The organism is Pseudoduganella sp. GW821-FHT05F09 (assembly GCF_059419605.1).
The window spans coordinates 13,365-30,103 of sequence record NZ_JBWKSD010000005.1; the positions used below are offsets into that span (position 1 = coordinate 13,365).

General features: G+C 65.1%; 19 protein-coding genes and 1 tRNA gene. 10 read left to right on the forward strand and 10 right to left on the reverse strand.

Going from position 1 to position 16,739, the window contains the following annotated elements; translation table 11 throughout:
- Positions 1–18: 18 nt before the first annotated feature.
- Positions 19–1,569: a murein hydrolase activator EnvC family protein gene (locus AC07S4_RS16930; RefSeq protein WP_494987772.1), complete on the reverse strand. Its 1,551-nt coding sequence runs from the start codon at positions 1,567–1,569 to the stop codon at positions 19–21.
- A gap of 7 nt (positions 1,570–1,576) precedes the next feature.
- Positions 1,577–2,323: a 2,3-diphosphoglycerate-dependent phosphoglycerate mutase gene (gene gpmA, locus AC07S4_RS16935; RefSeq protein WP_494987773.1), complete on the reverse strand. Its 747-nt coding sequence runs from the start codon at positions 2,321–2,323 to the stop codon at positions 1,577–1,579.
- A gap of 105 nt (positions 2,324–2,428) precedes the next feature.
- Here gpmA and AC07S4_RS16940 point away from each other — a divergent pair, with 105 nt between their 5' ends.
- From AC07S4_RS16940 to AC07S4_RS16975, 8 genes are all read left to right on the forward strand, one after another.
- Entirely contained in the window at positions 2,429–2,830 is a 402-nt protein-coding gene (locus AC07S4_RS16940; RefSeq protein WP_494987774.1) for a rhodanese-like domain-containing protein, read from the forward strand.
- Positions 2,831–2,844: 14 nt separating this feature from the next.
- Positions 2,845–3,105, forward strand: coding sequence for a glutaredoxin 3 (gene grxC / locus AC07S4_RS16945; protein WP_056401242.1), 261 nt, complete (start codon positions 2,845–2,847; stop codon positions 3,103–3,105).
- A gap of 122 nt (positions 3,106–3,227) precedes the next feature.
- Positions 3,228–3,707 (forward strand): protein-export chaperone SecB, encoded by a 480-nt coding sequence (gene secB, locus AC07S4_RS16950; protein ID WP_494987775.1) that lies wholly within the window; start codon positions 3,228–3,230, stop codon positions 3,705–3,707.
- A gap of 112 nt (positions 3,708–3,819) precedes the next feature.
- Positions 3,820–4,263, forward strand: coding sequence for an SH3 domain-containing protein (locus AC07S4_RS16955; protein ID WP_161074573.1), 444 nt, complete (start codon positions 3,820–3,822; stop codon positions 4,261–4,263).
- Between the two features lie 9 nt (positions 4,264–4,272).
- Positions 4,273–5,301, forward strand: a complete 1,029-nt coding sequence (locus AC07S4_RS16960; RefSeq protein WP_494987776.1) for an NAD(P)H-dependent glycerol-3-phosphate dehydrogenase — start codon at positions 4,273–4,275, stop codon at positions 5,299–5,301.
- Positions 5,302–5,452: 151 nt separating this feature from the next.
- Positions 5,453–5,968 (forward strand): hypothetical protein, encoded by a 516-nt coding sequence (locus AC07S4_RS16965; RefSeq protein ID WP_494987777.1) that lies wholly within the window; start codon positions 5,453–5,455, stop codon positions 5,966–5,968.
- Between the two features lie 11 nt (positions 5,969–5,979).
- Entirely contained in the window at positions 5,980–8,001 is a 2,022-nt protein-coding gene (locus AC07S4_RS16970; protein WP_494987778.1) for a hypothetical protein, read from the forward strand.
- A 9-nt stretch (positions 8,002–8,010) separates the two neighbouring features.
- Positions 8,011–9,267 carry a hypothetical protein gene (locus AC07S4_RS16975; protein ID WP_494987779.1) on the forward strand — a complete coding sequence of 419 codons (1,257 nt, stop codon included), beginning with the start codon at positions 8,011–8,013 and terminating at the stop codon, positions 9,265–9,267.
- 7 nt (positions 9,268–9,274) lie between these two features.
- On the opposite strand, the gene AC07S4_RS16980 is transcribed toward AC07S4_RS16975, so the two are convergent.
- Positions 9,275–9,817 (reverse strand): hypothetical protein, encoded by a 543-nt coding sequence (locus AC07S4_RS16980; protein WP_494987780.1) that lies wholly within the window; start codon positions 9,815–9,817, stop codon positions 9,275–9,277.
- Positions 9,818–9,916: 99 nt separating this feature from the next.
- Entirely contained in the window at positions 9,917–10,318 is a 402-nt protein-coding gene (locus tag AC07S4_RS16985) for a cupin domain-containing protein (protein WP_494987781.1), read from the reverse strand.
- Positions 10,319–10,573: 255 nt separating this feature from the next.
- Between AC07S4_RS16985 and AC07S4_RS16990 the strand changes: the two genes are divergently transcribed.
- Positions 10,574–11,557, forward strand: coding sequence for an SLAC1 family transporter (locus AC07S4_RS16990; RefSeq protein WP_494987782.1), 984 nt, complete (start codon positions 10,574–10,576; stop codon positions 11,555–11,557).
- Entirely contained in the window at positions 11,554–12,513 is a 960-nt protein-coding gene (locus AC07S4_RS16995; RefSeq protein ID WP_494987783.1) for a GlxA family transcriptional regulator, read from the forward strand. Before AC07S4_RS16990 ends, AC07S4_RS16995 begins: the two co-directional genes overlap by 4 nt.
- A gap of 41 nt (positions 12,514–12,554) precedes the next feature.
- Here the strand turns inward: AC07S4_RS16995 and AC07S4_RS17000 are convergent.
- From AC07S4_RS17000 to petA, 6 genes are all read right to left on the reverse strand, one after another.
- Positions 12,555–12,630, reverse strand: a tRNA-Thr gene (locus AC07S4_RS17000).
- A gap of 19 nt (positions 12,631–12,649) precedes the next feature.
- The gene (locus tag AC07S4_RS17005) at positions 12,650–13,168 is read right to left on the reverse strand and encodes a ClpXP protease specificity-enhancing factor (RefSeq protein WP_494987784.1); all 519 of its coding nucleotides are present in this window, start codon (positions 13,166–13,168) and stop codon (positions 12,650–12,652) included.
- Between the two features lie 2 nt (positions 13,169–13,170).
- Positions 13,171–13,782, reverse strand: coding sequence for a glutathione S-transferase N-terminal domain-containing protein (locus AC07S4_RS17010; protein ID WP_050409980.1), 612 nt, complete (start codon positions 13,780–13,782; stop codon positions 13,171–13,173).
- Positions 13,783–13,898: 116 nt separating this feature from the next.
- The gene (locus tag AC07S4_RS17015) at positions 13,899–14,663 is read right to left on the reverse strand and encodes a cytochrome c1 (RefSeq protein WP_494987785.1); all 765 of its coding nucleotides are present in this window, start codon (positions 14,661–14,663) and stop codon (positions 13,899–13,901) included.
- A gap of 31 nt (positions 14,664–14,694) precedes the next feature.
- Complete coding sequence (locus AC07S4_RS17020; protein ID WP_494987786.1) at positions 14,695–16,107, reverse strand: cytochrome b; 1,413 nt, start codon at positions 16,105–16,107, stop codon at positions 14,695–14,697.
- Positions 16,108–16,110: 3 nt separating this feature from the next.
- The gene (petA, locus tag AC07S4_RS17025) at positions 16,111–16,719 is read right to left on the reverse strand and encodes a ubiquinol-cytochrome c reductase iron-sulfur subunit (RefSeq protein ID WP_161074598.1); all 609 of its coding nucleotides are present in this window, start codon (positions 16,717–16,719) and stop codon (positions 16,111–16,113) included.
- Positions 16,720–16,739 lie beyond the last annotated feature (20 nt).

Sequence of the window (16,739 nt, forward strand, 5' to 3'; positions counted from 1 at the left end):
TTCCGCTGTGTTGGACTGTCAGAATTTGACCCAGCTGGCCGGATCGAATTCCTTGCCCTTGTGCCTGAGTTCAAAGTATAAACCCGATTCCTCGTTGCCGCCGGTGTTTCCGGCTGCCGCAATGACCTCGCCGGCCTTGACCACGTCGCCCACGCGGCGCAGCAGGGACTGGTTGTTGGCGTACAAGCTCCAGTACTGCCCGCCGTGGTCGACAATGATGAGATTGCCGAACCCGCGCAGCCAGCTCGCGTGCACCACGCGGCCGCTGGCCACCGTGTGCACGTCGGCGCCCTCGGCGGCGCGGATGAACATGCCTTTCCAGCTGGGGCCGTCGCCGCGCTTGCTGCCGAAGCGCGCCGCCACCTTGCCCGCCACCGGCGCCCGCAGCTGGCCCTTGAGCGCGGCAAACGCGCCGTCCGGCATGGCGGGGGCCAGGGCGATGTCGGCTTTGCGGGCCGGCGGCTCGTCCCTCACCGCCGCCACTTTCGATTCGTCCACTTCGATCGGTTCCAGCTTGCCGCCCTCGTTGGCGGGCGTGGCCTGCGCGGTCTGCGGCGGCGTCACGGCCGCCGGCGGCAGCGGCAGCGGCGCCGGTTTCGGCTTGCCTTCGGCCTTGGCGATGCGTTCGCGCTCGGCCTGCTCGGCCCTGGCCTTGGCCAGCGCGTCGGCGCGCGCCTTGGCCTGCTCGCGCGCCTTGGCCTGCGCCAGCGCCCGCGCTTCGGCGTCGGCCTTGGCCTTGGCGGCCTTGGCGGCGGCCACTCGCTCGAGCCGCGCCTGCTCGGCGGCGGCCGCCTTGGCTTGTTCCTCGATCAGCTTGCCCAGCTTGTCCACCAGGCCGGCCATGCGCTGTTCGTCCTGCGCCACCTTGCCGGCCTCCTTGCGCTGCGCCACCAGGCGCTGCGACAGGCTGGCCAGCACGCTGGCGCGCTTGGCTTTTTCCTTGACCAGCAAGTCCTTCTGCTGGCGTTCCTCCTGCGCGATCTCCTCCAGCTCGTCGCGCGCGTTCTGCGCGTCGGCCTGGTTCGCCTCCACCGCGCGCAGATTGGCGCGCAGCGATTCCAGCAGCCGCGCCTGCGCCTGCGACACATAGGCCATCAGCTGCAGGTCGCGGTTGATGCGGTTCGGGTTGTCGCCGGACAGCAGCAGTTTGATGCGGTCCTCATTGCCCGCCACGTATTGCTCGCGCAGCAGCTTGGCCAGCTGCTGCTTCTGCTGCTCCACCGTGCCCTGCAGGCGCGCGCGCTCCGCGCCCAGCGTTTGCAGCCGGACGTTGGTTTCGGATTGCTCCTCGGCAAGCTCGCGCAGGCTGCGGTTGGCGTTCGAAATCGCCTCTTCGGACTCGGCCAGGGTGTCGGCCGCGTCCTCGCGGGCGCTCTCGGTCTGGCCGATGTCGCGCCGCAGCGCATTGAGCTTTTGCTGCAGGCCGGCGCGCTCGGCTTCGGCCTGCAGCTTTTGCTTGCTGCGCTCGGTGGGCTTGGCCGGGGCGGCCTGGACGCCGTGGGCGGCGCCCAGCAACAGCAAGGCCAACGCCAGCGCGCCCGCGCGGCGGGTAAGGTGGAACAGCGGCATCAGCGGTTTACTTGGCCTTGCCCTGGTTGGCAACCGCAGCCTGGGCGGCGGCAATGGCGGCCGGGTCGCCCAGGTAGTAGTGGCGGATCGGCTTCAGGTCGGCGTCCAGCTCGTACACCAGCGGCTGGCCGTTGGGGATGTTGAGGCCGACGATGTCGCTGTCGCTGATGCCGTCGAGCATCTTGATCAGCGCGCGCAGGCTGTTGCCGTGCGCCGAGATGATGATTTTCTTGCCGGCGCGGATGGCCGGGGCGATTTCCTCGTCCCAGGCCGGCATCACGCGCGCCACGGTGTCCTTCAGGCATTCGGTCAGCGGGATGCTGGCTTGCGGCAGGCCGGCGTAGCGCGGGTCGTTGAAGGAGGTGCGGTCGTCGTCGGCGGCCAGCGGCGGCGGCGGGGTGTCGTAGCTGCGGCGCCATACCAGCACCTGCTCGTCGCCGTACTTGGCGGCGGTTTCGCCCTTGTCCAGGCCCTGCAGGGCGCCGTAGTGGCGCTCGTTCAGGCGCCAGTCATGCTTGATTGGCAAGTACATCATGTCCATTTCGTCCAGCGACAGCCACAGCGTGCGGATGGCGCGCTTGAGCACCGAGGTGTACGCCAGGTCGAAGGTGTAGCCTTCCTGTTTCAGCACCTGGCCGGCGGCCTTGGCTTCGGCCACGCCTTTCTCGGTCAGGTCGACATCGGTCCAGCCGGTGAAGCGGTTTTCCAGGTTCCAGGTGGATTCGCCATGGCGCATGAAGACAATTTTGTACATAAGAACGATCTATAAAGTGTGAAAAAATCTGCGGGAGGCAGCGTTTCAGCCTCGGTTCAGCTTCTATTTTATAATGCGCGCATAACCTTAAACCATTGGAACACCGTGAAATTCCTTTTAGATCAAATTTTTCTTATTGGCATCGTCGCTCTGTCGGGCGGCGCACTGCTGTGGCCGGTACTGACCCAGCGCGGCAAAAAAGTGTCGCCGGCGGAAGCGGTGCAGTTGATAAACCGCGCCAAGACCACCATCTTGGATGTGCGCGAGGCCAAGGAATACGCCGAGGGGCACCTGCCCGACGCCAAGCATATCCCGGCGGGCGAGCTCAAGCAGCGCGTGGCGGAACTGGACAAGTTCAAGAACCGCACCGTGGTGGTGGTGTGCCAGAAGGGCGCGCGCGCCTTTGGCGCGGCCAAGCTGCTGGCCAGCGCCGGTTTTGAGAACGTGGTGGTGCTGGAAGGCGGCCAGTCCGCCTGGCAAACCGCCGGCCTGCCGCTGGCCAAATAACCAAGGATAGCAACATGACAGCCCCTGTAACCCTGTACAGCACCGCCGTGTGCCCCTATTGCGTGCGCGCCGAGCGCCTGCTGGAAGCCAAAGGCGTGACCGGCATCAACAAGATCCGCGTCGACCTCGACCCCGAGCAGCGCGTGCTGATGATGCAGAAAACCGGCCGCCGCACCGTGCCGCAAATTTACATCGGCGACACCCATGTGGGCGGTTTCGACGATTTGTATGCGCTCGATCAAGCCGGCGGCCTGGACCCCTTGTTAAAAGGCTGACCGCCCTCAAATTGGTTTTGCTACAATTGCTGCGCATTTGCGCGGGCATCCTCAGGGTGCGCGCGCCGATAAGCTAACTGCCGGCGCTTACGCCGCTCTTTTCCAATATATGAAAGCGCACCATGTCTGACGAAAATCTGCAACCAGTCTTCCAAATCCAACGCGTCTACCTGAAAGACATGTCGCTGGAACAGCCGAACTCCCCAGCCATTTTCCTGGAACAGGAAGCGCCTGCGATCGAAGTCGCGCTGGACGTGGCTGCCGAGCCGCTGGCTGAAGGCATCTTCGAATCGACCGTCACCATCACCGTGACCGCCAAGATCAAAGACAAAGTGGCTTTCCTGGTTGAAGGCAAGCAAGCCGGTATCTTCGAAGCGCGCAACATTCCAGCCGACCAGCTGGACCCGCTGCTGGGCATCGGTTGCCCGAACATTGTGTACCCATACCTGCGCGCCAACATCGCCGACATGATCACCCGCGCCGGCTTCCCGCCAGTGCACCTGGCCGAGATCAACTTCGAAGTGTTCTACCAGCAGCGCCTGCAAGCGCTGGCTGAGCAGCAAGCCGCTGCCGCAGCACCAGCCGAAGGTGCGGCGCACTAATTGCATCCGCTTTAAGATGCAGTATCGGCGGTGCGCGCGGCGCGCCGCCTTCCCAAAGGCCGGCATCGGCCTTTGCGTTTTTTCTCCCCCGAATTCTGAGCAGAGGCCCGGTATGACACTGTCCCGATGGATCGCAGGCGCAGCCCTGCTGCTGGCCGCCACGGCCGGGCAGGCGCTGGACTTCAAATCGGTCGGCGCGGCCCCGGCCATCCTGTACGACGCGCCGTCCACCAAGGGCGGCAAGCTGTTCGTGGCGCCGCGCGGCATGCCGCTGGAAGTGGTGCTCAGCTATGGCGACTGGGTCAAGGTGCGCGACGCCAGCGGCGACCTGGCCTGGACCGAGTCCAAGGGCCTGAGCGCCAAGCGCACCCTGGTGGTGCGCGCCGCCAACACCAAGGTGCGCGCCAGCGCCGACGACAGCGCCGCCGCCGTGTTTATCGCCGACAAGGGCGTGCTGCTGGAGCTGGCCGAACCGGCCGCCGGCGGCTGGATCAAGGTGCGCCACCGCGACGGCCAGTCCGGCTACGTGAAAAGCAGCGAAATCTGGGGCATTTAAGGAAGACTCATGGCTCACCATCAACATGCCGCCGGCGCGCGCCGGATCAGCGTGCTCGGCGCAGGCGCCTGGGGCACGGCCGTGGCCATGGCGCTGGCCGCCCGCCACGATGTTTTGTTGTGGGGGCGCAACAGTGCCGCCATGCATGAGATGGCCGCCGCGCGCGACAATCTGCATTACCTGCCCGGCCACCCCTTCCCCCCCGGTTTAACAATCGGCGCCGATTTCGGCGCCGCGCTGGCCCACGGCCGCGACCTGCTGATCGCGGCCTGTCCGGTGGCCGGCCTGCGCCCGCTGCTGGAGCAGCTCAAGGGCCGCGCCCTGCCCAACCTGGTATGGCTGTGCAAGGGCTTCGAATACGGCACCGGCCTGCTGCCGCACCAGATCATGCGCGAAGTGCTGGGCGACAGCGTGCCCGGCGGCGCCCTGTCCGGCCCCTCCTTCGCGCAGGAAGTGGCGCGCGGCTTGCCGTGCGCGCTGACCATTGCGTCCAGCTCGGCCGAACTGCGCGACCGCGTGGTGGCGGCCATGCACGGCGGCAACGTGCGGGTCTATAGCAGCGCCGACCTGGTGGGAGTGGAAGTGGGCGGCGCGGTCAAGAACGTGCTGGCCATCGCCACCGGCGTGGCGGACGGCCTGGGACTGGGCCTGAACGCGCGCGCCGCGCTGATTACGCGCGGCCTGGCCGAGATCACCCGCCTGGGCACGGCGCTGGGCGGGCAGGTGGAAACCTTCATGGGCCTGACCGGCATGGGCGACCTGATCCTCACCTGCACCGGCGACCTGTCGCGCAACCGGCGCGTGGGCCTGGGCCTGGCGCAGGGCAAGGCGCTGGACACCATCGTCAATGAGCTGGGCCATGTGGCCGAGGGCGTGCCCTGCGCCAAGGCCGTGCGCGACCTGGCGGCCCGCCTGGGCGTGGACATGCCGATCACCAACGCGGTGGCCGGCGTGCTGTTCGACGGCGACCAGCCGCAGGCCATGGTGGCCAAATTGCTGGCCCGCGACCCGCGCGGCGAAGCGAGCTTGCCTATTTGAAACGTTAAATATTGTTCTGCTATTTGTTACAGAAGCGAACAAAATAAATCTCATTTCCTGCTGAAACGTGCCGTAGTTCTGTGCGACACTATTCAGTATGCCGCGCAGCAATTAACGGCATCTTCCTTTTTTTTTAAGAAGACACTTGGCAATGAGACATTCCCGCACGTCCGTCCCAGCAGCGGTCTGCGCTGGCAACGAAATCCTCCCCGCCGACAGCCAGCAATCACCGCAGCGCCGCCAGTTCATCAAGCTGATGTCGGCCAGCGCCGCCACGCTTGCGCTGCAGGCCTGCGGCGGCGGCAGCGCCGACAGCGCGGCCGCCGGCACCAGCCTGGCCGGACCGGCGCCCGCCCCCGAGCCGGCCACGCCGCCCGTCAAGACAGCCTCGGGCGGCAGCAGCGCCCCGTCCGCCCTGGCGCCGGCCAGCGCTCCGCCGGTGTGGAGCCTGATCCCCACGCTGACGTTTACCCAGGGCGTGGCCAGCACGATCTCGATTTCCAAATACGTCAAGAGCGCCAGCGGCGGACCGCTGGCCATCGCCCTGAACAGCGTCGCGCTGCCGCCGGGCGTCACTTACAACGCCAGGACACTGTCCTTCGTCTACGACGGCATCGGCGCAGCCAGCAGCAATGATGGCCATGTGCTGACCGCCAACGACATCTAAGGAACAGCGCCATGGCCCAGTCCTCCTCCAATCCCTTCACCATCCAGGTGCAGGCGCCCGCGGCCGGCTTCGCGTCTTTCACGCTGAGCTCGGCCGCCGGCGGCGCCAGCCTGCCGTTCACGCTGGGCCAGGCCTTCCGCCAGGGCCAGGTGCCGGCCGGCAAATTCGTCGGCAGCAGCCTGCCCGGCCTGCAGGTGACGCCGAAGAACACCTGGCCGGACGGCTCGCTCAAGTTCGCCATCCTGTCCGGACGCGCCACGCTGGCGGCCAACACCGCCAAGACCTACACGCTGACCGCCGCCGGCGCCGCCAGCACCGCCGCCGCGCTCGGCACGGCCGCGCTGCGCGCCACCAATATCACGGCCGCCGTCAGCGCCGGCAGCTATGGCGCGGCCAGCTGGTCCGGCGCCGACTGGGACGCGCCGTTCTCGGCCTGGGTGGCCGGGCCGGAAATGAGTTCCTGGATTTACCGCAAGCCTATCGGCAGCGACGCCCACCTGGTGGCGTGGCTGGAAGTGCGGCTGTACGCGGGCGGCGCGGTGGAAGTGCTGCCCTGGGTGGAAAACGGCTACCTGAACGTGGCCGGCCCCACCAGCAAGAGCGCCACCTACAGCTTCACGCTGGGCGGCGTCCAGCGCTTCAGCGCCGCCATCGACCTGCCCCACCACTGCCGCACCGTGCTGCTGCAGGGCACGACGTTCAGCTACTGGCTGGGCAGCGACCCGCGCATGGCGCCCAGCCACGACAAAACCTATCTGCAGGCCACCCGCGTGGTACCCAACTACCGTGCGCTGGTGCCGTCCAGTGCCGCCGTCTGGAACACCCTGGCCGGCAGCTATACTCCTTTGCAGCAGAGCAATTATTCCGACGCCATGGGCCAGACCGGCTACCATCCCGCCATCGGCCTGCTGCCCGAGTGGGACGTGCTCTATTTGGCCGGCAGCGACGCGCGCGCGCTGCCCGGCGTGCTGGTGAATGCCTACAGCGCAGGCCGCTACCCCATCCACTATCGCGATGAAAGCAGCAATCGTCCCTTGCGTTTCTCCAGCCACCCCAACCTGGTGCTGGGCGGTAACAGCGGCGTCTCCGGCATCGGCAGCTCCAGCAAGGGCAGCTACACGCCGCTGGCCGGCGGCACCACGCCGGCGGTATGGGATTCGCCGCACCACCCGTCCGTGGGCTACACGGCCTATCTGCTCACCGGCCGCTACTACTTCATGGAACAGGTGCAGTTTGCCGCCACCCTGCACTATCTGAAAAACTCCGACAATATCCGCATGTATGCAGGCGGCGTGTTCCAGTCCGCCGCCGGCGCCAACACGGTGCGCGGCGCGGCCTGGTCGCTGCGCACGCTGGCCCAGGCACTGTCGGCCACACCGGACGCGGACACCCTGCTGCGCACCGATCTGGCAGCGTCGCTGGCCGCCAATGTGGACTGGTACCACAGCACCTATGTCGCCAAGGCGAACAACACCCAGGGATGGGTGTCGCCCTACAGCAATTATGCCGACGGCAGCGGCATATACATGGAAGCGGCCTGGCAGCAGGATTTTTTCACCGCAGCCCTGGGCTATGCGATCGACCTGGCGCCGGCCCTGCCCAGCGACTCGCTCACGCGCCTGAACGCCCTGTTCGCATGGAAGGCCCGTAGCATCATCGGCCGCCTGGGCGGCACCGGCGACGGTGAATATTTGTACTGCGACGCCGCCGTCTACACGGTGGCGGTGGCACCGGCCAACGCTGCCGACTTCTTTGGTGGCACTGGCCCCTGGTATGCCAGCTGGGGCGACGTGTACGCCGCCACGACCGGCAGCCGCAACCCAGGCCTGGGCGGCCCCTTGCGCGGGGCGTACTTTCCGGACCCCACCAGCTATTGGGGCAATCTGCAGCCCGCCATCGCCTATGCGGTACAGCACGGCGTGCCGGGGGCGCAGGCCGCCTATGCCCGCATGACCGGCGCCAGCAACTGGAATCAAATCGTCTCCGGCTGGAACAGCCTGCCCGTCTGGAGCGTTGCGCCGCGCGCAAGTTAAGGAATCACCATGTCACAAGCTTCGTCCAATACATTCACCATCACTGTGAAAGCGGCAGTACAGGCAGCGCGTCCGGCCTGGGTGCCGCCAGCCGGCTATTTCGCGGACATCCCCATGCGCAACACGCCTAACGACGTGGTGCCGTCCATCTATGAGCGCGACAATTACCTGATGAACAACCCCTTCGTGCTATGGGGCGGCAGCGCCGTGCTGCGCGACTATAGTGCGCTGGGCGCGCAGGTGTTTTACTCGGCAGGCCATGAATCGTCCAGCGCTTCCCCGAATTACCAGTTCTCCCTGATTTGCGATTTTTCCAGCTTGAGCTGGCGCACCGCCAACGTCCCGCTGCGGAGCAACCGCGCCGATTCTTTCGTGGCAGGCTATGCGCCGGACGGCACGCCGTACTGCCCGCACAGCTACCTGGGACTGCAGGAAATGCCAGCCGCCTGGGGCGGTGGCGCGCAAGGCACGCTGGTGTCCTTCTTCTGGGCCGGCTCCTCCTTTGCCAACCGCATCAAATTGCTGGACGTGTCGCGCCCCAGCCTGGGCTACACCAACCTGGCCACGCGGCAGGCGCAAACCGCCGACCCAGGCGGGATATGGTTCTTGCCCACGGCGCAAGGCGGCAATTACCCGATCACCGTAATGGACGAGCAGCGGAAAGGCTGGTGGGTGGCGGTCAACGGCCCGGTCAGCTATACGCTGTTTGTCGACAAGGCCGGCGCGATCACGCAATATCCCGCGCTGGGCGGCAACCTGAACAACGGTACCATGGTGCTGTGCCCCTCGCTGCAGCTGCTGGTCGCCATCGACGGCGGCTACTCCAGCGGCGACTACGCCAGCCTGAACTACCGCTCCCTGTATGTGCGCAACCTGGCCACCGGCGCGGTCACGCGCACCAGCGCCAGCGGCAGCGTGCCGTCGCTCACTTTCGGCTACGACGGCAGCACGGTGCCCAATTTCCACCGCATGGACATCATGGGCCTGCAATGGGTGGAAGAGCTGGGCTGCATCGTCGGACTGGACCAGTCCGAGCTGCCGCCCAGCGTGGTCAAGCTCAGTCCGCCCGCCACCAATCCGGCCAGCAATCCTTGGACGTGGAGCAAGGTTGCGCTCCAGCACTGGCCCGCCGACAGCAATGGCCAGGCGACGATACAGACGGCGGCGAACGGCTACTGGTCGAAGTTCCGCTGGGTGCCCAGCTTGCAGGCCTTCGTGGTGTGCGGCAGCAGCACCAGCAAGCCGCAGGTCATCAGGCTGAGCTAAGGCCTGATCACCTGAGGCGCAGCAGCAGGAAGGCGCCGGTCAGCAGCAGCGCAAACAGCAGGCCGGCCCAGCGCAGGTTCAGCCAGAAGCGGCGCCGAGGACGGAAATAATCCTGCAGCGCCGCCTCGTGCTTGGCCATCAGGCTGGCGATGCTGTGCCAGCCATACAGCGACACGCGCGACAGCCCGGCCGCCGCGCGCTGCTCGCTGAGTTCCTCGGCGCGGTCCTGCAGGGCAACGTTGTCTTGCGTGGTGGTCAGGATGATCAGTTCTTCGACCGCGTGCGGATAGCTGTCGATCTCGCGCACCGCCGCGTCCAGATTGGCTATGCTGAGCGACTTGCCGAAGCTGCGGCTGCGGCCTTTGCACTGCAGCAGCAGCACCTTGCCGTTCGGCAGTTTGGCCCAGGCGTCGGCGCCGTGCTGGCGGTGGTCCGGCGGCCCCCAGCGTTCAAACTGCACCCCGTGCACGGCCGACATCAGGCTGCGGCTCAGGCGGTCGAAGTCCTGCCAGCTGGCAGGCTTGGCGAATTCAGCGGCGATACGGCCCATGTTTATCCCTGGAAGAAACTGTCATTCTTATCATGTGAAAATGACATTTTTCTTACAGGAAGTCAAGAATGGCCGGCCAGCGCCGGCCAGCGGCGTCGCTTATTTGTCTATCGTCACCAGCGGCTGGTTTTTCGCCACCAGATAGGTGGCCAGCTCGCCGGCGTTGCCCTTGCCGACATTGGTGGCCACGTGCATGGCGCCGGCCGGAATGAAGACCGCGTCGCCGACCTTCAGCGTGACGTTCGGACGGCCTTCGATCTCGTATTCCAGCGTGCCTTCCAGCACGAACGCGATCTCCTCGCCCGGATGCGAATGGCGCGGCGAGCGCGCGCCCTCGGCGAAGTCCACGCGCACCTGCAGCACTTCGCGGCCGGGAACGCTCAGATCGCTTTTCAGGATGTCGCTGCGTTTCAGGCCCTGCATTTGCGCCTGCGCCGACTGCGCCAGCAGCGCGCTGCCGGCGATCACGGCCGCGGCCATCATGGTTGGTATGGTTTTCATTTGACTGTCCTTTTGCGGTTGACTGGATCGAATTCGATGCCATGCCACATTAGACCGCCGCCGTGTATCCGCCTTGTGTCGCGCAAACGGGCGGCGCGGCTCGCCATGTATCCGCCGCCGCTGCCGACACATGGCGATACACGGCGGCGCAATTCGGCGCCACATTGGCAGGATCCGATCCATTCGAGCGCTTCATGCCAGGGCATGAAGCAGCTAGACTGTTTTCATTAGCTACCCACCAGATTCCTCCACGCCATGAGAACCAAACTCCTGCCCGCATCCTTCTTTGCCCTTACCCTGGGCCTGGCTGAAACCGGCAACGCCTGGCGCTTCGCCCACGGTCTCTGGTCTCTGCCAGCGCTCGCCGGCGAGGTATTGCAGGGATTGGCCGTGATCTCCTTTCTCGTTTTCATTGCCATGTACATCAATAAATGGATCGCCCATCCCGGCGCCGCCATGGCCGAAGCCAAAGACCCGGTACAGTCCGCGTTCCTGGCGCTGATACCCGAGGCCGTCATCCTGATTGCGCTGGCGATGCAGCCCTACGCCGCCGCCGGCGCCGCTGCGATATTCTGGATCGGCTCGGCTGCCAATCTGCTCTTTGGCGCAGTACGGCTCGCGGCGCACTGGAGCAGCCAGCGCGAATCCGCCCAAGTGGTTCCGCCGCTGTATCTGCCATACACCGCCAGCGTCCTGGTCAACGCCTTGGCGGCGGGCGCTTTCGGCTATGCCAGCTACGGCTGGATGCTGTTCGGCATAGGCGCAATCTCCTGGCTCATCCTGGATTCCGCCGTCACGCATCAGCTGATGACCGGCGGCCTGGCCGAGAAAACCCGCAACTTCATGGGCATCTACAGCGCGCCGCCCGTGGTCGCCCTGGTCGCCTATCAGGTCCTGGCCGGCGCCGGCGCCAGCCCGGCCATGACCTGCGCACTGGCTGGTTACGCCTTGTTTGTCTTCTGCGGACTGGCCTTCGCATCGCCCTGGCTGGCCAGACAGGACTTCGCCCCGGGCTACTGGGCCTACACTTTCGGCCTTGCCACGCTGGCCCAGGGCCTGATGCTGATGGCCGAACGCAGTCCCAGCCGTCTACTGGCAGCTGTGGCGGGCCTGGTGTTCGCCGCCAGTCTGCTGCTGGTGCTGTACGTGGCAGCCCGCTCCATCCGCCTGGCGAGCAAAGGCAGCTACTTCCCGCCTGCCCCCGCTGCCGTCCCGGCGCCGCTGGGCCGCCGGGCATGAAAACCGTCGCGCTGCTCATTTTTCCTGGTGTGCAATCGCTGGACGTTTCCGGGCCAATGGATGTGTTCGCAGAAACGAACCGCTACGTGGCTGCCGGACAAGGCTACCATTTGGTGACCGTGGGCACTGCGCCCTACCCCATCCGCGCCTCGAACGGACAGCCGCTGGGGGCGGATTTCAGCCTGGACAATGCCGGATACGGCTACGACATCGTGCTCGTTGCCGGCGGCCCCGATCTGGCGAGCGGCAAGCGCGATCCGGCCTTGTCCGGCTGGCTGCAAAGGGTGGCGCAGACTGCCCCGCGCTACGGCTCGATTTGCACCGGCGCATTCTTGCTGGGCCGCGCGGGACTACTCGACGGCAAACACGCAACCACGCACTGGAGCGACGCCGCACAGCTGGCCGAAGAGTTTCCCCTTGCGCGGGTTGAACACGACCGCATTCATGTGCGCGACGGCGGCCTGGTGACATCGGCCGGCGTCACCGCCGGCATCGACCTGGCCCTGGCGCTGGTGGCGGAAGACCATGGGCCTGAGGTCGCGCTGTCCGTCGCCAAGCGCCTGCTGGTGGTGGCGCAGCGACAGGGCGGGCAATCCCAATTCAGCCCTTACCTGCAGGCCGCGCTCAAGCCGGACACGCTGGCCACCGCGATCCAGAGCTATGTCGTCGCGCATCTGGCGGAGACACTCACGGTTGAACGCCTGGCCGCAGCAGCGGAGATGAGCGTCCGCAACTTCGCGCGCCTGTTCGTGAAGGAAATGAAGATTACGCCAGCCGAGTTCGTGCAGCGCGCGCGCATCGACGCCGCGCGCAACTTGCTGGAAGGCAGCGAACTGGCGTTGAAAAGCATCGCCTACCGCTGCGGGTTCGGCAGCGCAGCGCGCATGCGCGTGGTCTTCTCCCAGCGCTTCGGCGTCACGCCCACCCAATACCGCGACAGCTTCCGTGCACGCTGAATGCAAAAAGCCCAGCTGTGAAAGCTGGGCTTTTCCGTATCTGGTGCCGACTGCCGGTTTCGAACTGGCCACCTGATGATTACAAATCAACTGCTCTACCAAATGAGCTAAGTCGGCGTTGCGCGAGGATTATACGCTATTTGATACGCGTGAGGGTGGGGCGTCCGCCGCCTTTTTTGGGCGGCTCGCCGCCGTCGTCGGGGCCATCTTCGCCTTCCACTGCGGCCGGGCGGGCCTGCGGCGCCGGGGTCGGCACCGGGGCCAGCGTGGGCACGCTGGAGACCGGCGCCAGCGGCGCCGGCGCCGGTGCGGCCGGGGCCGAGGGCGCGTCGTCGTGGCCGCCCAGTTGCGGCTCGAAGGCCATGCCCTGGCCGTTTTCGTTGGCGTAGATGGCCATCACGTTGTTGACCGGCACGTAGATCTCGCGCGACACGCCGCCGAAGCGGGCGTGGAAGCGGATGCTGTCATTGTCCATCTTCAGCCCGGAGGTGGCGCCGAAGCTGATGTTGAGCACGATCTCGCCCTTCTTGACGTATTCCATCGGCACCGTGGTGGTGGCGTCGACTTTGACCGCCAGGTAGGGCGTGTAGCCGCTGTCGGTGCACCATTCGTAAATGGCGCGCAGCATGTAGGGCTTGGTGGAAATCTCGGACATGATCAGCGGCGCATCACCTTCTCGGACGGCGTCAGCGCTTCGATGTAGGCCGGACGCGAGAAGATGCGCTCGGCATACTTCATCAGCGGCGCGGCGGTCTTCGACAGCTCGATGCCGTAATGGTCCAGGCGCCACAGCAGCGGGGCTACCGCCACGTCCAGCATGGAGAACTCGTCGCCCAGCATGTACTTGTTCTTCAGGAACAGCGGCGCCAGCGTGGTCAGGCGGTCGCGGATTTCCGCGCGCGCCTTGTCGTGGCTCTTGTCGTTGGCCTTGGCGCGCTCGCTTTCCAGCGTGTGCACGTGCACGAACAGTTCTTTTTCGAAGTTGAACAGCATCAGGCGGGCGCGCGCGCGCATCAGCGGATCGGCCGGCATCAGCTGCGGGTGCGGGAAGCGCTCGTCGATGTACTCGTTGATGATGTTCGATTCGTACAGGATCAGTTCGCGCTCGACCAGGATAGGCACCTGGCCGTAGGGGTTCATGGTCGAAATGTCTTCCGGCTTGTTGAACAGGTCGACGTCGCGCACTTCGAAGTCCATGCCTTTTTCAAACAGGACCAGGCGGCAGCGTTGCGAAAATGGGCAGGTAGTGCCCGAGTAGAGAACCATCATTTTTGTAGTTCCTTAGAAACAAAATGGGATGCAGCCGAAAACGGCTCACCCCAGAACGCGCCCGCCACGCGGGCGGCGCACAAAACACATAGCCGGCCCAGGGCCGGCATGCTCACTTATTTGACTTCCTTCCAGTACGATGCGTTCAGTCGCCAGGCCAGCAGCGCGAAGCCGGTCAGGAAAATCAGCACCCACACGCCGAGGCGCTTGCGGGTCTGCGCGGCAGGCTCGGCCATCCACTCCATGTAGCCGACCAGGTCCGCCACATTGGTGTCGAAGGTCAGCTTGTCCATGGTGCCGGGCTTGACCTGCTCGAAGCCGACGAACTTGTGCACGCTCTTGCTCGGATCGTGCGGATCTTTTTCTTCCGCGAACTTGGCCACTTGCACGCCTTGCAGTTCATGCAACACGTGCGGCATGGCCACGTTGGCCACCATCAGGTTGTTCCAGCCGTTCGGGCGGGTGTCATCCTTGTAGAAGGTGCGCAGATAGGTGTACAGGTAGTCGCCACCGGTGCCGCCCGGGCCGGCCTTGGCCCGCGCGATGACCGACAAATCCGGCGGCACCACGCCGAACCAGGCCTTGGCATCCTTGGCCGGCATGGCCGTGGTCATCATTTCGCCCACTTTTTCGCCGGTAAACAACAGGTTGCCCTTGATCTGCTCTTCCGTCAGGCCCAGGTCCTTCAGGCGGTTGTAACGCATCGAAGACGCATTATGGCAGTTCAGGCAGTAGTTCACAAACAGCTTGGCGCCATTTTGCAGCGCCGCCATATTGGTGGAGCGGTCCGGCGCCTTGTCCAGCGGGTGGCCGCCTTCGTTGGCCAGGGCCAGGCCTGGCACCAGCGCCAGGATCGCGAGCAGTTTCTTTGCAAAATTCATATTCTTGTCCTTGTGTGCTGTGGTCGGCGGATCAGTGCGGATGGAAAGTCACGCGGGATGGCACAGTCTTGAACTGGCCCATCGCGCTCCACCACGGCATCAGCAGGAAGAAGGCAAAGTAGTACAGGGTGCAGCACTGGGACACGATGGTGCCGACCGTGCTTGGCGGCTGCGTGCCCAGGTAGCCCAGGGTGACGAAAGACAGGCCGAACACCAGGTACACGTATTTGTGCCAGTCGGGACGGTAGCGGATCGACTTCACCGGCGAGTGGTCCAGCCACGGCAGGAAGGCCAGGATCACCACCGAGCCGCCGAAGAACACCACGCCCCAGAATTTCGCGTCCAGCACCGACGGCAGCATGCCGACGATGGCCACCAGGGCAATCACGGCGATGATCGCCTTGGTGATGAAGGCCAGGCGCGACTTCAGCCACAGGAAGGCCACGTAGGCGGCCACGGCCACCATCAGCACCCACATGAAGTCGGCGGTCGTGGCGCGCAGCACCGAGTAGAACGGCGTGAAGTACCAGGTCGGCGCGATGTGCAGCGGGGTCTTCAGCGAGTCGCCCGGCAGGAAGTTGTTGTATTCCAGGAAATAGCCGCCCATCTCAGGCGCGAAGAACACCACGGTCGAGAAGATCAGCAGGAAGATCGACACGCCGAACAGGTCGTGCACGGTGTAGTAAGGATGCGAAGGGATGGAGTCGACCGGATGGCCGTCCGGACCCAGGTTTTCCTTCACTTCGATGCCGTCCGGGTTGGACGAGCCCACTTCGTGCAGCGCGATCAGGTGGGCGGCAACCAGGCCCAGCAGGACCAGCGGAATGGCGATCACGTGGAAGGCGAAGAAGCGGTTCAGGGTGGCGTCGGACACCACGTAGTCGCCGCGTATCCACAGCGACAGGTCGGGACCGATCAGCGGGATGGCGCCGAACAGGTTGACGATCACCTGCGCGCCCCAGTAGGACATCTGGCCCCATGGCAGCAGGTAGCCGAAGAAGGCCTCGGCCATCAGGCACAGGAAGATGGCGAAACCGAACAGCCAGATCAGTTCGCGGGGCTTGCGGTAGGAACCGTACAGCAGGCCGCGCGTCATGTGCAGGTAGACGATGATGAAGAAGGCGGAGGCGCCGGTCGAGTGCATATAGCGCACCAGCCAGCCCCACGGCACTTCGCGCATGATGTATTCCACCGAACCGAAGGCCAGGTTGGCGTCCGGCTTGTAGTGCATGGTCAGGAAGATGCCGGTAACGATCTGCAGCACCAGCACCAGCATGGCCAGCGAGCCGAAGATGTACCAGAAGTTGAAGTTTTTCGGGGCGTAGTACTTGCCCCACTGGTCATTCCACAGCTTGCTCAGCGGAAAGCGGTCATCGACCCAGCCCAGCGCTTTTTGCGCGGCCGGAGCGTTGGCGGGGAGTTTCGTCTCTTTGAAAGCAGCCATGGTTTATGCCTCGCCTTTCTCGTCTTTGCCGATCACCAGCTTGGTGTCGCCCATATACATATGGCGTGGAACCTGCAGATTGTCCGGCGCCGGCTTGTTCTTGTAGACGCGGCCGGCCATGTCGAAGGTGGAGCCGTGGCAAGGGCACAGGAAGCCGCCTTCCCAGTCGTCCGGCAGCGAAGGCTGCGGTCCCGGGGTGAATTTCGACGACGGCGAGCAGCCGAGGTGGGTGCAGATGCCCACGGCGACCAGGATTTCGGGTTTGATGGAGCGGTGTTCGTTGCGGCAGTATTCCGGGGTGAATTCCTCGGGGTTGCGCTTGGAGTCGGCGTCGGCCACTTTGCCGTCGGTCTTTTTCAGCGACGCCACCATTTCCGGCGTGCGCTTGAGGATCCAGACCGGCTTGCCGCGCCACTCGACGGTGCGCATTTCGCCCGGCTGCAGCGTGGAGATATCGACTTCGACAGGTGCGCCGGCCGCTTTCGCTCGCTCGGACGGCTGGAAAGTGCTTACCAGTACACCGGCGGTGGACAGTCCAACTACGCCACCTGCCGCGCATGTTGCGGCGATCAAGCCACGACGGCCAGAATCGACCTGCTTATCGTTACTCATACCAAACCCCAATCATCAAA

Bases quoted from the DNA above. Each gene is read 5' to 3' on its own strand.
- AC07S4_RS16930 (WP_494987772.1), bottom strand. From the start codon at position 1,569: ATGCCGCTGTTCCACCTTACCCGCCGCGCGGGCGCGCTGGCGTTGGCC.
- gpmA (WP_494987773.1), bottom strand. From the start codon at position 2,323: ATGTACAAAATTGTCTTCATGCGCCATGGCGAATCCACCTGGAACCTG.
- grxC (WP_056401242.1), top strand. From the start codon at position 2,845: ATGACAGCCCCTGTAACCCTGTACAGCACCGCCGTGTGCCCCTATTGC.
- secB (WP_494987775.1), top strand. From the start codon at position 3,228: ATGTCTGACGAAAATCTGCAACCAGTCTTCCAAATCCAACGCGTCTAC.
- AC07S4_RS16955 (WP_161074573.1), top strand. From the start codon at position 3,820: ATGACACTGTCCCGATGGATCGCAGGCGCAGCCCTGCTGCTGGCCGCC.
- AC07S4_RS16960 (WP_494987776.1), top strand. From the start codon at position 4,273: ATGGCTCACCATCAACATGCCGCCGGCGCGCGCCGGATCAGCGTGCTC.
- AC07S4_RS16965 (WP_494987777.1), top strand. From the start codon at position 5,453: ATGAGACATTCCCGCACGTCCGTCCCAGCAGCGGTCTGCGCTGGCAAC.
- AC07S4_RS16970 (WP_494987778.1), top strand. From the start codon at position 5,980: ATGGCCCAGTCCTCCTCCAATCCCTTCACCATCCAGGTGCAGGCGCCC.
- AC07S4_RS16975 (WP_494987779.1), top strand. From the start codon at position 8,011: ATGTCACAAGCTTCGTCCAATACATTCACCATCACTGTGAAAGCGGCA.
- AC07S4_RS16980 (WP_494987780.1), bottom strand. From the start codon at position 9,817: ATGGGCCGTATCGCCGCTGAATTCGCCAAGCCTGCCAGCTGGCAGGAC.
- AC07S4_RS16985 (WP_494987781.1), bottom strand. From the start codon at position 10,318: ATGAAAACCATACCAACCATGATGGCCGCGGCCGTGATCGCCGGCAGC.
- AC07S4_RS16990 (WP_494987782.1), top strand. From the start codon at position 10,574: ATGAGAACCAAACTCCTGCCCGCATCCTTCTTTGCCCTTACCCTGGGC.
- AC07S4_RS16995 (WP_494987783.1), top strand. From the start codon at position 11,554: ATGAAAACCGTCGCGCTGCTCATTTTTCCTGGTGTGCAATCGCTGGAC.
- AC07S4_RS17005 (WP_494987784.1), bottom strand. From the start codon at position 13,168: ATGTCCGAGATTTCCACCAAGCCCTACATGCTGCGCGCCATTTACGAA.
- AC07S4_RS17010 (WP_050409980.1), bottom strand. From the start codon at position 13,782: ATGATGGTTCTCTACTCGGGCACTACCTGCCCATTTTCGCAACGCTGC.
- AC07S4_RS17015 (WP_494987785.1), bottom strand. From the start codon at position 14,663: ATGAATTTTGCAAAGAAACTGCTCGCGATCCTGGCGCTGGTGCCAGGC.
- AC07S4_RS17020 (WP_494987786.1), bottom strand. From the start codon at position 16,107: ATGGCTGCTTTCAAAGAGACGAAACTCCCCGCCAACGCTCCGGCCGCG.
- petA (WP_161074598.1), bottom strand. From the start codon at position 16,719: ATGAGTAACGATAAGCAGGTCGATTCTGGCCGTCGTGGCTTGATCGCC.